This is a genomic window from Schaalia turicensis (genome assembly GCF_019380255.1).
Lineage (GTDB): Bacteria > Actinomycetota > Actinomycetes > Actinomycetales > Actinomycetaceae > Pauljensenia > Pauljensenia turicensis_A.
Genome location: NZ_CP048928.1, coordinates 1,198,610 through 1,213,917, shown reverse-complemented (window position 1 = coordinate 1,213,917; position 15,308 = coordinate 1,198,610). Strand labels below are relative to the sequence as shown.

Sequence of the window (15,308 nt, the reverse complement as noted above, 5' to 3'; positions counted from 1 at the left end):
ATGGGTATTGAACACGAGAAGGCGTTCGAGGACGAGATCTGTGCGTACCTCGGCTCCCACGGCTGGCTGTACGACGGTACTGGAGACGCGCACGGCTATGATAAGGATCTGGCCATGTATCCGGCGGATGTGCTGGCCTGGCTGGAAGAGACCCAGCCGCAGGAGCTGGCAAAGGTCGTCGATCCGGCTGCCAGCGCGACCAAGCAACAGGAGCAGCGAAATTTATTATTGCAGCGTCTGGCTGCCGAGTTGGATCGCCCACTGGAGGTGGGTGGCGGCACGTTGGCGGTGCTGCGGCGCGGGTTCAGGAAGACTCCTGCGAAGTTCGAGATGTGTGCGTTCCGCCCGGCCACCACGTTGAATCCGGAGTCGTGGGCGGCCTACCGTGCCAACCGTCTGCGGGTAGTGCGTCAGGTGCACTATTCGCGTACGAAGCCACAGGATTCGATCGACTTGGTGTTGTTCGTCAATGGGCTGGCGGTAGCGACGCTAGAGTTGAAGACCGACGATCAGCAGAGCGTCGATGATGCGGTGCGCCAGTACAAGCAGGACCGCCAGCCCAAGGGCGAGAAGCTGCTGGGGTTCGGCAACCGGTGCCTGGTGCATTTTGCGGTCTCCACCGACGAGGTCCGGATGACCACCAAGCTCGCGGGCTCATCCACGGGCTTCTTGCCATTCAACCTTGGCCGTGATGGTGGTGCCGGAAACCCGGTGAACCCGAACGGCGCGGCGACTTCGTACTTGTGGGAACGAGTGCTGCAGCGCGATGCCTGGTTGGCGATCCTGGGCAGCTTCATGCACTCGAGCGTCGAGACGTCCTTCGACCCGATCACCGGGGAGAAGAATACGTCGACGAAACTGTTGTTCCCGCGTTTCCATCAATGGGAGTTGGTCACGAGCTTGCTGGCAGCTGCACGTGAGGAGGGTCCTGGGCATCGTTATTTGGTTCAGCATTCTGCTGGTTCGGGTAAGACGAACTCGATCGCGTGGTTGACTCACGGGTTGGCGAAACTTCACGATGATCACAACCAGAAGGTGTTCAATACGGTGGTGGTGGTCACGGATCGTACCGTGTTGGATGATCAGCTCCAGCAGGCGATCACTGGGATTGAGGGCACGCGCGGAACAGTTGCGTCGATCAATGTTGATGAGGTGCGTAAGGCTGGCGAGTCCTCGAAGTCTGCACTGCTTGCGGATGCGTTGTTGTCGAATAAACAGATCGTGATCGTGACGATGCAGACGTTCCCGTTTGTGCTTTCCGCGATCGCGGATACGGCCGGATTAGCTGGCAGAAATTTTGCGATTATCGCCGATGAGGCGCATTCTTCACAGACGGGAAGGGTGTCGCAGAAGCTGCGGGCTGTGCTCACGGCTTCAGAAGCAGCCGAAGTCGAAGAAGGCGCCGAGGTGTCCACGGAGGATATGTTGGCTGCGGAGATGACTGCTCGGGCTCACACTGAGAACTTGTCCTTCTTTGCGTTCACTGCCACACCGAAGGCGAAAACGTTAGAGCTGTTCGGCCGTAAGGATGCTGACGGAATCCCGCAGGCGTTCCATGTATATACGATGCAGCAGGCCATCGAGGAACGCTTCATTCTTGATGTTTTGCGGAACTACACCACGTATGACACCGCCTTCCAGGTTGCTCAGAAGGATTGGGACACGAACGAAGATGACATGCTCGTCGATGAGACTACGGCGACGAAGGGCTTGATGCGGTGGGTGTCGTTACATCCGACGAATATTGCCCAGAAGGTGCAGATCATCATCGAGCATTTCCGTGCCAACGCTGCCCATCTCCTTGATGGGCATGCCAAAGCGATGGTGGTTACCTCCTCACGCCCGGCGGCGATCAAGTACAAGGAGGCGATGGACGCCTACATTGCTAAACGTGATTATCCGATGGCGACGTTGGTTGCTTTCTCAGGCTCGGTCAGAGAAACGCAAGTGCCGGGCGTGGCCTTCTCCCACACCGAACCGCCCTACACGGAGATCTCTCTGAACCAAGGGCTGCGTGGGCGGAGTCTACCCAATGCGTTTGCCACCGACGAGTACGATGTGTTGATCGTGGCCAACAAGTATCAGACTGGTTTCGACCAGCCACTGCTGTCAGCGATGTATGTGGATAAACGTCTTTCAGGCATCACCGCTGTGCAAACCTTGTCTCGGTTGAATCGGATGTTCCGCTCAGGTGATATCGAAAAAGTCGCCACCTACGTACTCGACTTCGTCAATGATCCCGAGGAGATCCGGCAATCCTTCCTGCCGTACTATCGCACCGCCGAGATCACCCAACCCACCGACCCTGACATCATCCACGACCTGCGCTACAAGCTCGACAACGCGGGCATCTATCTTCCCGAAGAAGTCGATGACTTCGCGCAGGCGTTCCTGACTCAAGGAGCAACCCACGGTAAGCACACTGGGCCTTTGAAGGCAGCAGCCGATCGGTTCAACGATCGTTACCGTCTTGCCATCCAAGCCCACGACAAAACCCAAGTCGACGAGCTAGACCTGTTTAAGAAGGACGTCGCTTCCTACGTGCGAACCTATGACTTCCTGTCCCAGATCGTTGACTACCAAGACACCATCTTGGAAAAACTCGCACTCTTCCTGCGCCTGTTACTTCCACGCCTGACGGGCAAGAAAAGCGTTGAAGAACTCGATTTCTCCACGATGGAACTGACCCTCATCAAGAACGCACGATCTGGAGACGTCTCCATTGCCTTGGGCGAGGAGAAGAAACTCAAACCCATGGGCGTTGGTGCGGGCATGGTGCACGACCCGAACATGGTCAAGATGCAAGAAGTCATCGACAAAATCAACAAACTATTCGAAGGCGTTGACTTCAGCCCCAACGCCGTTGACAGTTGGGTCCAAGGCGTCGTCACGATCCTCGTTGACCAAGAAGGCATCCGCCAACAAGCCTACGCCAACACCTGCGAACAGTTCCGCGAATCACGCGACCTCGAACGGGCAGTTGAAGACGCAGTAGTCAGCCACCAAGAAGACCAATCCAAGATTATGGACTACTTCTTCTCCAGCGCCGCCAACCGTGAACAAATCATCCGCGAGATCAGCGACCTCGTCTACTACCGCATCAACGATGCACAAGATGACCTGGAAGTGAAAAATGCCCCAGACAGCGAGGAGCCTGAGGATGACTGATGTTCATTCGCTCTTCCGTCGATTCGAAGCGAACCTGCGCATGTCACCGTCGACGGTGGAATCAGTGAGGCTTCGATACCGTACAATCACTCGAAGACTCAATATGGACTTCTGGGGCATCAACTCCGATACCCAACACTCGCGGTATGCAGGGTCCTACGGGCGAGGAACCGCCATCTCCACCAGCGACATCGACATACTCGTCGAACTACCAAGCGACGTCTACGAAACGTATTGGATGCAGACGCTGCTTGGGAGCAATGGGCCTTCACGCTTACTCCAGCGAGTGAAAGAAAGCCTCCAGCAAACGTACCCGACAACGAAATTACGCGGCGACGGCCAAGTCATCGTCGTTGGGTTCAGTGATGGCGTGAAGTTCGAAGTTGTTCCAGTCTTCTCTGATGGCTACCAAACTCTTGCCTACCCCGATACTCACAATGGCGGTAGCTGGCAGCACATGAAGCCAGAACTTGAATCACGCGCCTTTGCTGAGCTTTCCAGCGCGAAACCAGGAGGATTGAAAAAGTTCTGCAGAATGCTACGCGCTTGGAATATCAAAAGCGATCTACAGCTTCCTGGACAAGCCATTGACGCGATGGCCTATGAATATTGGTTAACCAGCGAGAACGCCGACAAGGATCCTTTCCTGTATTTTGATTGGCACACACGTGATTTCTTTGCCTACTGGGTCAGCGAATTCAACCGGAACGGTTGGATCGAAGCTCCTGGTAGTCGCAGGCGCATAGACGTGCGTTTCAATAGAACCGAGCTCGAACTCCTCAAAATCTATGCGGATGCCAGTCGCAGCGCTGCCCGCACCGATAATCCTGACGCAGTATCAACGTGGAGACTGATCTATGGTGACAAATTCCCAGAGTCCTGAACGTGACCGCCTTTATTCCCAGATTGAACACGAGTACGGCAGTGTGGTCTATTCCCACGCTACTCAGGAAGAACAGCGCAGCCGACTAGCCAGAAGTGAGCAAATCATCAAGATCATTCAGATCACACTGTCTGCGATGTCAGCTGCTGGACTGGTGGGCTTCTTCTTCACTCAACAAATATGGATCAACGCCATCACAGCAGTCTCTACCTTCATCCTGCTCTTTGTTAACTCGTATAGCTTCCGCCTCGAGATTGGCGCGAAGATCGCACGGCATCGCAAAGCGGGCGATCAGCTATGGCTGCTGGTACGCAAATACCAGTCATTACTCGTTGATTTCAACGACCTCGATACGTCTACGATTCGTGAACGCCGCAACGCCCTGATAGATGAAACTGCAGAGATCTACAGCAGTATCGACCGCACCGATAACAAGAGTTTCAAGGAAGCCCAGAAGCGCCTGAAAGAAGATGGACTCAAAGAGTTCACCCGAGACGAGCTGAACAAGCTGCTCCCAGAAGGACTACAGAAATAACCCCCTCGCCAGATACCCGCTAACGCAAGCCCACCGGCAGGCCCCCTCAGCCGGAAATGCGCGCCAACCCAACGAACGCAACAGCCACAAGCGCCAGATCGCCGAGACTCCAGCACGGCAGCAAACAGCCCTAAACGCGATAAAACCACTGGTCAAAAGGGGTTCAGGAACTCACGCGGCTTTTATCATTTTCGACGTCTAAGTATCTGATAACCCCCGGTTTTCGTTGAGGATCGGGGGTTTTTGTTGCTATCGCGCCGTTTGTGGTGGGGTGGTGTGGGGGAGAGTGAAAGCCGTTTAGAGCCGTTTAGGTGCCTGAAATTGGTATCATCTTGGTATCAAGCCCGCCTGATACCAAGAGCCACTGAAATTGATACCAGGCACAACCAACGGAGCTGAAATGCCGCATTTACCGCGTGGAATCGAGAAATACTGAGGAAAATACCGCGTCCGCTTCAGTTTTGAGGGCAAACGGTACCTAATCGGCTCATATTCCAACCTGAAGGACGCCCAAAACGCGATGGCGATTGCGAAATCAGAGATGATTCGTGGGGTGTATATCACACCCGCTGATCGTCGTAAGCGTCGGAAGGAAGCTGAGGAAGCCGAACGCGCGGAAGCTGGGGGAGAGTTTTAAGTTCTAGTCATTTTCTTGCTTCTATCCTCTTTTTATTTGCTAACACTTTGCTAGTGTGGTATTAAGGAGGTGTAGGAAGGAGGTGAAGGAAACGGATTTCGTAGGAATTACTGGCAATCCTCGTCGGGATCGCTGAAATCATCAAGGCAAGCGCCAAGATGGTCAAAGCATCGAAGAACAACCGCAAATAAGACCGATGGCCCGGAGATGCCACTAACAACTCCGGGTCACCGGCCCTACGAAAAATTCCACCACACAACATGAACAACATCAAGGACATCCTGATCTCGCTCGCTCTCGCATGCGTCATCGTCTGGCTTGCCGTTGAAGGGTATGCGGTCTACGCAGCAATCGCAGGCACGTTGCTTGTCGTCGCATGGGTCATCTACCTGATTGCATTCATCATGGGAAGGAACAAGAAATGACAGACCAGACACCCGTCTACCTGTCTCGCTCTGACCTTGCCCGCCGTATTGGCGTACAAGTAGGCACTCTAGGGCGCTACACGCTTCCAGAGCCCGACGTGTACATCGGACTCGAAGGCAGGCGCACAATGGGCTGGAAAGTAGAAACAATCGACGAGTGGAACGCTCGTCGCCCAGGACGCGGCAACTGGTCAAAGACAACCAATTGATGGCAGATACGCAAAAACCGCCCTCACTTTCCCGTGCGGATTGTGAGGGGCACTGACGACAGGCCGCGGGAAGTGGTGAATTCATCAATCCATCGGGAATAGCTCGGTCTGCTGGTCTGCCAAGTGTGTCCTCTCCGTACAAGGCCCGTCGGCCATAATGAACCCACTGAACCCCAGTGGTCAGGGAAAACTTGGGTATAAGAAAACCCCGGCACCACTAACGGGTGACAGGGGTTGGGAGTAGCTTGTGAGCTTCTGGTCGCTCAGGCTTCTTCTAACCTTGGCATGAAGAAACCCCGGAGCCTCAGTGGCTTCGGGGTTCTCTCTGTGTGTTGAAGGTGTTGGTGCTGTTAGCGCTTGGGCTTCTACAGCTTATTCAGCCGTTCTTCGTAGATCGCGTTGCACTCTCCGAGGGTGCCTGTGCGGATCTCGGTGTGCTCCCAGATCTCCAGGATGTGGTCGCGCGCCTCGGTCATGGTGAGTCCGCGGATCCCGAGTTCGTCCATGTAGTGCTGGAGCTCATCATCGCGCGTGCTGAGGCTGATCCAGTCCGGGTCGATGTAGGTGACGGGGTCTCCGTACCAGGCGAGCATGGCGACGACCTTGCCATCGCGGATCAGGTCGACCCATGAGACTGGCGTCTCGTCGACGAGGAAGAGCATGCATGGGTAGCGGCCCTCCGGGAGGGACGATTCGCCGGCGGGACTTGCCGCAGCGGCAGAATGCCACTCGCCGTCGATCCAGCCGGATTCTTCGACGAGCCTGTTCAGCTCCTCATTCGAGAGTGGCTTCTTCTTCTGCGGTTCCATGGCGTTGTTCTACTCTTTTTCCTCGAGAATCGTAGCAAAGACGTGAATCTGGCCTGCCATTTCATCGTTTTGCACGTGATCGATTCTGTATTTCAGGCCGCGGTGGAGAATGATTTCGCGCTCAGATGCACCGTATTGACCAATCCGCATCGGATTGACCGCCCGAGTTCCTTGGGGAACGCTGAAATGAATCTGCACCGGCTTGTGGTCGTAAACGGCTTTCTGCCCGACTGATGTCGATGTGTATTGGTGCTGCGTCTGAATAGAGCCCTCAAGCTTCTTCTAGCCTCGGCAGGAAGAACTTATACCAGTATGGTTGTTCTTCCCGCAGGATCTGAATCTGCTCTGGAGTGAACTTTTGCGGGTAGTCCGTCCACAGGTTCAACACTGTCTTCTTATCGAACGTGACATACAGGGAACCTATCTCAAAAGACCCATCTTCACAGACGCGCCCTACAGTCCACACATGAGGATCAGCAACTTCAGGATCGTCGATGACAAACTCATCATTTAACAGCACCTAGCGACCCCTTTCGTTGCGCTGTTTCCACAGTGTTAAGGTAGCCCACCAGTTCAGCGTCTCCGTCACTGAGTGCAAGTGTGGTGATTTCCGCGATTGTCGAGTCAGCCTCGTACCTAAAACCTCGGAAACTATGTGACATTTTACAGGCGAAACGCTCTCGCAGTTCTGCTTTTGTGAGCTCATGCCAGCCGTTTTGATCTGGATAGGGGCTTTGTAGCTCCAAATATTCGTATCTGCTTCCTGTATTTCTGATTAGAGCAGCATGTCTACCAGTTACGAGGATGTACTTTTTGCCGGTTTCCACATGATCAAGTAGCTTCCCAACAGCCTTGAGATCATTGAATTGCCGTTCTGAATAGGATTCGACTCCAGTACTCGTCAGGATTTTACGGATCCTGATGCCATAAACTGACCACACTCCTCAAAGAGGCAGGCTTTACTTCACGCCAAGGCAAAGGCGATCACGAAATATGGTCAAACGGGTCTTTCAGCGTTTCCATCACCCAAACCCGCGAAATCTCCCCGGGCCTGACCCGCAAAGCGTTCAAAACGATCGAAGCAAGCAAAAGGAACACAAAATGAACACGATAACCATCACCGCCCGCCACTGGAGCGGTGGCTGGGAACTGTGGAACGGGGACGACATCTGGACACAAGTGCGCACTCTTCCCAAAGCCCGCCAGCAAGTAATCGACTACCTCGACACGATGGAAGAAAACGTCGATCACTCCACCTGGAACATCACTATCGTCCCTGAGATAGAGCAATCCGCCCAAGTAAAACAATCCATCGAAGCATCTAAAACAGCTGAAGAATCCGCCAAAGTAGCCTCCGTAGCGTCCCGAAAAGCAATACGAGCGCTGAAAGACGCCAACTATTCTCTGGCAGATATTAGCTACATTATGGGCTTGTCTCGCTCTCGCGTCTGCCAACTCGCCAACTCCTAACATCCGCCCCTCGCAAGTCCGTATCCGGCCTGCTACCTGTCAACAGGGCGGGCAGGTAACCCCAACGCGACTACCTGCCCGCCGTTGTCTTGGTGGTATTAGAACGGTGGGGTGGCGCGGGTAAGGTTTCGCTTCTTTGGCCAGATAAAGTTTGCCCTCAGCGCTGCGAGATTGTCCCTCTTCGGTGCTTTGCCTCTTTTATGTGCGTTTCGCTCAGCAAAGTATCTGACAGAGTGTCATAATAATTGTGTATATGGCATTCGTTCGTTGATCCACGTCAAAGGTCATTGAAGTATGAGCGCAGTAAACCAGAATTCTGAAGTAGCACCCACGCGCCGTGACTGGATGGCTCTAGCAGTTCTCTCCATCGGTCTGGGGCTCATTGTCCTTGACGGCACAATCGTCGGAGTTGCTCTCCCTGTCATTATTGGGGACTTGCAGCTGAATATCACCGACGCGCAATGGGTAAACAGTCTCTATGCAGTCCTGCTCGCAGCGCTTCTGCTTTCGACGGGCAACTTGGCTGATAGGTGGGGGCGTAAAAAAGTATTCCTGATCGGTATCGTCGTGTTCGTAGCGGGGAGTCTCTTAGCTGCCCAATCCGAAACCGCGGGGGTTCTGATCTCGTCGCGCGCGATCCAAGCATTGGGGGCGGCTTTCATCATGCCCTCGACGCTTTCAACGGTAAACGCGGTATTCCGTGGTCGATATAGGGCGGCGGCATTCGGTGTCTGGGGTGCCGTTATTTCCGGCGCTGCCGCAGTTGGGCCACTTGCGGGTGGAGCGCTGACTCAGTGGGCCTCGTGGCCGTGGATCTTCCTGGTCAACCTTCCGATTGGCGCGCTGGTATTCGTCGCCGCGCTGTTTACCGTGCCGAATACTCGGGGGAAGAGTGGGCGTCCCGGCATCGATGTTGATGGAGCCATGCTCAGCGCGATTGGCTTCGGAGCTCTTGTCTTCGCCGTTATCGAGGGCCCTGACCTTGGGTGGTGGACTCCGAAGGGTGAATTCAGCATCTTTGGGCGGGATTGGCCGACAACTGCTGCGCTTTCTCCCGTCCCCGTTGCCTTGGGAGTCGCAGTGATTGCGCTGGCTCTCTTCGTGATGTGGGAACGCCATCGTGAGAAGGTTCAGCGCACAGCTCTTCTTCGCCTGGACCTCTTCCTTCTGCCGACCTTTGCGTGGGGGAACGTGACTGCCGGAATGGTTGCAGTGGGAGAATTCGCGATCATTTTTGTTCTTCCCCTGTATCTCATCAACGCACTTGGCTTGGACATCATGGGCGCGGGGCTCGTCCTTGCGGCGATGGCAGTTGGTGCGTTCTTGTCGGGTGCGTCTGCGCGACATCTTGCGGCGAGGTTCGGCGCTCCGGCGACAGTATTGATCGGACTGGCTCTGGAAGTGGTAGGCATTCTGGTTCTCGCACTTCTTGTGAGCCCGACGACCCCGGGATGGGGGATTGGCCTGCCTCTGACCGTCTATGGTCTTGGACTCGGTCTTGCATCAGCGCAGTTGACGGGCACGGTACTTCGGGATATTCCTGTTCAATTCTCCGGTCAAGGATCGGCGACACAGAGTACGGTCAGGCAGATTGGTTCGGCTTTGGGAACTGCTGTTGCGGGGGCCATGCTCTCCGTTTCGCTCTCGATGGCTCTTCCTCAAGCGCTTGAAGACGCCGGACTGACAGGGGAGGCATTCGATTCCATTGCCGAGGCAACGCGCTCGTCCGCCGGCGTCATGATCGCGCAACTGCGAGCTCAAGGCGATCACAGCGCCCTTGGTGATCAAACTGCTCTCACCGTGGAAGCACTGACGAGGGGCTTTAGCGATGCCACAAGCTGGGCGCTCCTAGCCGCGAGCCTCTTCCTTGTCCTCGGCCTCGTCGGTGTACTACGCATACGCCGTGCGTCCATGATTTCTTCTGGCGATTAAGTAGGGCGAGGCAGACGGATTGAGTGGATCTCCTTCTGGGAAATGGCGCGCCCAGCGGATACTCCTCGCGATAATTTCTGTATGCCTGAGATGAAGACCCCAGATCTTTCACTGGCGAAAGCTGCAGTGTCGGGGTTATGTATGTGAGAGCCTAGGGATCCTCGAGTTTGCGCACGACTGCCGAATGACTGGTCTGTGGATCACTCCTTGGAAACTTCGAAGGTGGAGTCGCCCTCGATTAGTGGAGTTGCGCGCATTTAAGCCATAAACCTGGTCTCGATAGGGACATTGACGCGGGTCTGTCGTAAACTAGGCGAGTTGTCATGCGCCCGAATTGGGTGCTCCCGCAAATTTGAAACGTTTTGGAGTGCACGCACGTGAAGAGCACCGTTGAGACTCTCGAACCCACCAAGGTTCGCCTGACCGTTGAGGTTCCCTACGAGGAACTGTCCGATGAGATGAACAAGGCCTACAAGGATATCTCCCAGCAGGTCTCCATCCCCGGTTTCCGTAAGGGCCACGTGCCACCTCGCATCATCGACCAGCGTTTCGGTCGCGCAGCCGTCATCGAACAGGTCGTCAACGAGGTCCTGCCGGGTCACTACTCGGATGCAGTCGCAGAGCATTCGCTCCGCCCGATGCAACAGCCACAGGTCGAGGTCACCGAGATCCCGAACACCACCGGCGAACAGGGGGGACAGCTGATCTTCACCGCTGAGGTCCCGGTTGTGCCGGACTTCGAGCTCCCCGAATTCGACGAGAAGACCGTTGTCACCGTCGACACCACCGAGGTCACCGACGAAGACGTCCAGAAGGAACTCGACGAGCTCCGCTCTCGCTTCGCAACTCTGAAGACCATCAACCGCAAGGCCAAGACCGGCGATTACGCAACCATCGACATGGTTGCCACCATCAACGGTGAAGAGGTCGACTCGGTCGCAGACGTGTCCTACGAAATCGGCTCGGGCAACATGCTCAATGGTCAGGACAAGGCTCTGCGTGGCACCAAGGCAGGCGACGAGGTTTCCTTCACGTCCACCCTCAAGGGCGGCGACCACGAAGGTGAAGAAGCAGACATCACCATCACCGTGAAGTCCATGAAGGCGCGCGAACTGCCGAAGGCGGACGACGACTTCGCTCAGATGGTTTCTGAATTCGACACCATCGACGAGCTCATGGAAGACCTGCGCACGCAGGCCGGCCAGTCAAAGACCTCGCAGCAGGCGCTACAGGCCCGCGACAACCTGATCACCGACCTCCTCGAACAGGTTGAGATTCTTCTTCCTGAAGAGGTCATCGAGCACGAGGTTTCGCGCCGCGTCTCCGAAGATGCCAAGCCGAAAGAAAAGAAGGAAGCGCGCGCGGCCGTCGAGCGCGAACTGCGTTCTGAACTCCTCTCCGAGGCAATCGCGAAGAAGTTCGATGTTCAGGTTTCCCAGCAGGAACTCATCGACTACGCGATCCAGATGTCGCAGAACCTCGGCATCGACATCAACCAGCTGTTCTCCTCCTCGCAGCAGATGGCAGCAGTTGTCGCAGACCTCGGACGTTCCAAGGCTATGATCGAGGCTCTGCGTCAGGTCACCGTCAAGGACACCGAAGGCACGGTCGTTGACCTCTCTGAGTTCTTCGGCGACGTTGCAAAGGAAGAAGCAGAAGCTGAAGAGGCAGAAGAGACCACTGAAGCCTGATTCAAGCATGCGCTAGCAACACACGCTAGTGAATGTGGCCGGTACTTTCGGGTACCGGCCACATTGCATGTGGGAGGCCTCATACTGCTATGAGCACTGCGCCTACAGCGAACAGAGGGGGATTGGCTGAGCCTTGTCCGCGTGAAACCGATAAGTTATACCCAGTGGGATCTGAAAGCGGATCTATTCGACCAAGGAGAATCCTCGTGAGCGACCAGGCTGTAATGGCAGGCGGCGGCGTGCAATCGCCGATGGGTCTGTCCGACTCCGTGTACCAGCGACTTCTTGCAGAACGCATCATTTGGCTGAACGGCGAGGTCCGTGATGAAAACGCCAACGCGATCTGCGCCCAGATGCTTCTGCTTGCCGCCGAAGATCCGGACCGCGACATCTACCTGTACATCAACAGCCCGGGTGGGTCGGTGACCGCAGGCATGGCAATTTACGACACTATGCAGTACGTCAAGCCTGATGTCGTCACTGTCGCAATGGGCTTGGCTGCTTCGATGGGTCAGTTCCTGCTGACCGCAGGCGCGCCGGGCAAGCGCTTCATCACCCCGCATACTCGCGTCCTGCTCCACCAGCCTCTTGGTGGTGCCGGTGGTAGCGCCACTGAGATTCGTATTAACGCGGACCTGATTCTGAAGATGAAGAAGGAACTCGCTGAGATCACCGCTGAGCGTACCGGCAAGTCCGTTGAGCAGATCGAACTGGACGCGGACCGTGACAATTGGTTCTCGGCGTACGAGGCCCTGGAATACGGCTTCGTTGACAAGGTCATCGTGAACCCGCAGGAAATTAGTACGCTCGGCCAGGATGGAGAAAACTGATGAGCACCACCCCGTACTTTGAAGGTATCGCCCGTCAGATGCCACAGGCTCGCTATGTTCTGCCGAATTTCGAAGAGCGCACCGCTTACGGTTTTAAGCGCCAGGACCCCTACGCCAAGCTATTCGAGGATCGCATTGTGTTCCTCGGCGTGCAGGTTGATGACGCGTCTGCTGATGACGTGATGGCGCAGCTTCTGGTTCTGGAAAGCCAGGATCCAGATTCGCTGATCACCATGTACATCAACAGCCCCGGTGGTTCCTTCACCGCGCTGACCGCAATCTACGACACGATGCAGTACATTAAGCCGCAGATCCAGACCGTGTGCCTTGGTCAGGCCGCATCGGCTGCAGCCGTTCTGCTGGCGGCCGGTTCACCGGGCAAGCGCCTGGCACTGCCGAATGCTCGTGTTCTGATCCACCAGCCGGCCATGGAAGGCATGCAGGGGCAGGCATCCGATATCCAGATCGTTGCTGACGAGATCGACCGTATGCGCGCGTGGCTGGAAGATACGCTCGCGCATCACTCGGGCACCCCGGTTGAGCAGGTTCGTCGCGACATCGAGCGCGACAAGATCCTGACCGCTCCCCAGGCGAAAGAATACGGCCTGATCGACCAGGTTCTTCAGTCCCGCAAGGGCTAAAACGCTGGCGCTCACTAGCGTGAAGGTGGCTACGCTGTGGGGAGAAAATGGCGCGCCGAATGGCGGACTTACCTGTCCTCACATAGGCTGAAGACACGCTGAACGGAAGCGTTTGCACGCCAATCCTAGGTGGCAACCAACATATCTACGTGTGACGTCCCGGTGGCGCGCGGTAGTGATGAATTTTGATCGATGGAGGGCTAACGTGGCTCGACTGACCGACGGAGCTGAACTGCTCAAGTGCTCGTTCTGTGGAAAGAGTCAGAAGCAGGTGCGCAAGCTCATCGGCGGTTCCGGTGTCTACATCTGCGACGAGTGCATAGACCTCTGCAACGAAATCATCGCTGAGGAATTGGGCAAGGCTCCCGAAGAAACCTCGGAACTGCCCCTGCCGAAGCCAATTGAAATCAACGACTTCCTGAATTCGTGGGTGATCGGCCAGGATCGTGCGAAGCGTGCGCTGTCTGTCGCGGTCTACAACCACTACAAGCGTGTGAAGTCGCGTGACGCTGGGCATGCTGAAGATATGCAGGGGACCAAGTCGAACATTCTGTTGCTTGGCCCCACGGGTACGGGCAAGACTCACTTGGCGCGTTCGCTGGCGCGTATGCTTGACGTTCCTTTCGCGATCGTTGACGCGACTGCGCTGACGGAAGCCGGCTACGTTGGTGAGGACGTCGAGAATATTCTTCTTCGTCTGATCCAGACCGCGGATGGTGACATTAAAAAGGCTGAACGGGGCATCATCTACGTCGACGAAATCGACAAGATTGGCCGTAAAGGAGAGAACGCCTCGATTACACGCGATGTTTCCGGCGAAGGTGTCCAGCAGGCTCTGCTGAAGATTATTGAAGGCACGGTTGCTTCGGTGCCGCCGCAGGGCGGACGCAAGCACCCGAACCAGCAGTTCCTTGAGATTGACACGTCGGGCATCCTGTTCATCGCAGCGGGGGCTTTCGCCGGTATTGAAGAGATCGTGAAGGCTCGTTTGGGTCAGCGTTCCACCGGTTTTGGCTCAGACCTGAAGTCTGCTGCTGAAATGGGTGACCTGTACAAAGAGATCACCCCGGAAGATCTGCACAAGTTCGGCATGATTCCAGAATTCATTGGTCGTCTGCCGATCCTGACGTCCACGCAGGAACTGACCGAAGAAGACCTCGTCCGCGTCCTGACCGAGCCGACGAACTCCCTAGTTCGCCAGTACCAGCATCTTTTCGAGCTTGACGGCATTGATCTGGAGTTCACGCACGAGGCGTTGCTCGAGGTCGCGGCCTTGGCGAACGAGCGTAAGACCGGTGCCCGTGGCCTGTCGTCGATCATGGAGAACACACTGTCTGACCTGATGTTTGAGCTGCCCAGCCGTGACGACGTGGGGCGCGTTGTGATTACGCGCGAGTACGTTCTTGGTGAAGGTGAGCCTGAGCTCTACGCCGAGCGCGCTCATCAGATTCGCACCGCCTGAACCGGATGGGAAAACCAGTGGCAGAAGAAACACAGATCAGCGCCCACACGTCCGGAGAGGCCCTGATCGGAACAGGCATCCCTGCCGAGCTGGCTGACGCGCGTGGAACCATCGACAACATCGATGCTGCGCTCGTCCATATTCTTGCTGAGCGTTTCCGCTGTACCCAGCGAGTCGGACACATCAAAGCTCTCCATGATCTTCCGCCGGCTGACCCGGCACGTGAAGCACGACAGGTTGCGCGTCTGCGATCGCTCGCCGAAGAATCCGGCCTCGACCCCGACTTTGCTGAAAAGTTCCTTGCCTTCATGGTGAAGGAAGTTATTCGCCACCACGAAGACATCAAGGCCGAGTACGACGAGGGGAGCGCCCACTCAATACCGAAGCATGGCATTGTTGGGAGATGATGGGCACTCGGGTAGGTTGCCTTGAGTGAGGCCAAGCACGTAGAGATCCTGTCCATCCTCGAGCAAAACACAGCTCACTCCGAGGGGGCGAAGACTGACCGTATAAGCACCCGACGAGGAAGAGAATCTGTTGAGAGACGGTGGATGTGCGAGCGTCCCCCGTCTCGTTTTGCCCTCTCAGGGGTGTCTGATGAAATTCTGCGCAGGCT

General features: G+C 55.9%; 15 protein-coding genes. 12 read left to right on the top strand and 3 right to left on the bottom strand.

What is annotated here, in order from left to right:
- The 5 genes from G5S47_RS05270 (at position 1) to G5S47_RS05250 (ending at position 5,857) form a co-directional block, all read left to right on the top strand.
- Positions 1-3,168: a type I restriction endonuclease subunit R gene (locus tag G5S47_RS05270; RefSeq protein WP_219585241.1), complete on the top strand. Its 3,168-nt coding sequence runs from the start codon at positions 1-3 to the stop codon at positions 3,166-3,168.
- Positions 3,161-4,051 (top strand): SMODS domain-containing nucleotidyltransferase, encoded by an 891-nt coding sequence (locus G5S47_RS05265; RefSeq protein ID WP_219585239.1) that lies wholly within the window; start codon positions 3,161-3,163, stop codon positions 4,049-4,051. Before G5S47_RS05270 ends, G5S47_RS05265 begins: the two co-directional genes overlap by 8 nt.
- Positions 4,026-4,586: an SLATT domain-containing protein gene (locus G5S47_RS05260; RefSeq protein ID WP_219585237.1), complete on the top strand. Its 561-nt coding sequence runs from the start codon at positions 4,026-4,028 to the stop codon at positions 4,584-4,586. The genes G5S47_RS05265 and G5S47_RS05260 overlap by 26 nt, the downstream gene beginning before the upstream one ends.
- 897 nt (positions 4,587-5,483) lie before the next feature.
- Positions 5,484-5,648 (top strand): hypothetical protein, encoded by a 165-nt coding sequence (locus tag G5S47_RS05255; RefSeq protein ID WP_179369785.1) that lies wholly within the window; start codon positions 5,484-5,486, stop codon positions 5,646-5,648.
- Positions 5,645-5,857 carry a helix-turn-helix transcriptional regulator gene (locus G5S47_RS05250; RefSeq protein ID WP_219585236.1) on the top strand — a complete coding sequence of 71 codons (213 nt, stop codon included), beginning with the start codon at positions 5,645-5,647 and terminating at the stop codon, positions 5,855-5,857. The genes G5S47_RS05255 and G5S47_RS05250 overlap by 4 nt, the downstream gene beginning before the upstream one ends.
- A 365-nt stretch (positions 5,858-6,222) precedes the next feature.
- Here the strand turns inward: G5S47_RS05250 and G5S47_RS05245 are convergent, their stop codons facing one another.
- From G5S47_RS05245 to G5S47_RS05235, 3 genes are read right to left on the bottom strand one after another with little or no spacing between them, the layout of a single operon-like run.
- The gene (locus G5S47_RS05245) at positions 6,223-6,666 is read right to left on the bottom strand and encodes a hypothetical protein (protein ID WP_219585234.1); all 444 of its coding nucleotides are present in this window, start codon (positions 6,664-6,666) and stop codon (positions 6,223-6,225) included.
- A 9-nt stretch (positions 6,667-6,675) separates the two neighbouring features.
- Complete coding sequence (locus tag G5S47_RS05240) at positions 6,676-6,930, bottom strand: ADP-ribosyltransferase (RefSeq protein WP_219585871.1); 255 nt, start codon at positions 6,928-6,930, stop codon at positions 6,676-6,678.
- Between the two features lie 7 nt (positions 6,931-6,937).
- Positions 6,938-7,186, bottom strand: coding sequence for a DUF7675 family protein (locus G5S47_RS05235; RefSeq protein WP_219585233.1), 249 nt, complete (start codon positions 7,184-7,186; stop codon positions 6,938-6,940).
- A 581-nt stretch (positions 7,187-7,767) separates the two neighbouring features.
- Here G5S47_RS05235 and G5S47_RS05230 point away from each other — a divergent pair.
- The 7 genes from G5S47_RS05230 to G5S47_RS05200 all read left to right on the top strand — a co-directional run bounded on the left by G5S47_RS05230 (position 7,768) and on the right by G5S47_RS05200 (position 15,099).
- A complete protein-coding gene (locus G5S47_RS05230) occupies positions 7,768-8,136 on the top strand; it encodes an antitoxin HicB (protein ID WP_219585232.1) in 369 nt (122 codons plus the stop codon).
- Positions 8,137-8,430: 294 nt separating this feature from the next.
- Complete coding sequence (locus G5S47_RS05225) at positions 8,431-10,068, top strand: MFS transporter (RefSeq protein ID WP_219585231.1); 1,638 nt, start codon at positions 8,431-8,433, stop codon at positions 10,066-10,068.
- 377 nt (positions 10,069-10,445) lie between these two features.
- The gene (tig, locus tag G5S47_RS05220; RefSeq protein WP_006681306.1) at positions 10,446-11,759 is read left to right on the top strand and encodes a trigger factor; all 1,314 of its coding nucleotides are present in this window, start codon (positions 10,446-10,448) and stop codon (positions 11,757-11,759) included.
- Between the two features lie 224 nt (positions 11,760-11,983).
- Positions 11,984-12,589, top strand: coding sequence for an ATP-dependent Clp protease proteolytic subunit (locus tag G5S47_RS05215; RefSeq protein ID WP_040318567.1), 606 nt, complete (start codon positions 11,984-11,986; stop codon positions 12,587-12,589).
- Positions 12,589-13,230, top strand: a complete 642-nt coding sequence (locus tag G5S47_RS05210; protein WP_006681304.1) for an ATP-dependent Clp protease proteolytic subunit — start codon at positions 12,589-12,591, stop codon at positions 13,228-13,230. Before G5S47_RS05215 ends, G5S47_RS05210 begins: the two co-directional genes overlap by 1 nt.
- Before the next feature lie 205 nt (positions 13,231-13,435).
- Entirely contained in the window at positions 13,436-14,692 is a 1,257-nt protein-coding gene (clpX, locus tag G5S47_RS05205; RefSeq protein ID WP_006681303.1) for an ATP-dependent Clp protease ATP-binding subunit ClpX, read from the top strand.
- A gap of 17 nt (positions 14,693-14,709) precedes the next feature.
- On the top strand, positions 14,710-15,099 hold the full coding sequence (locus tag G5S47_RS05200) for a chorismate mutase (RefSeq protein ID WP_006681302.1): 390 nt from the start codon (positions 14,710-14,712) through the stop codon (positions 15,097-15,099).
- The last annotated feature ends 209 nt before the right edge of the window (positions 15,100-15,308 follow it).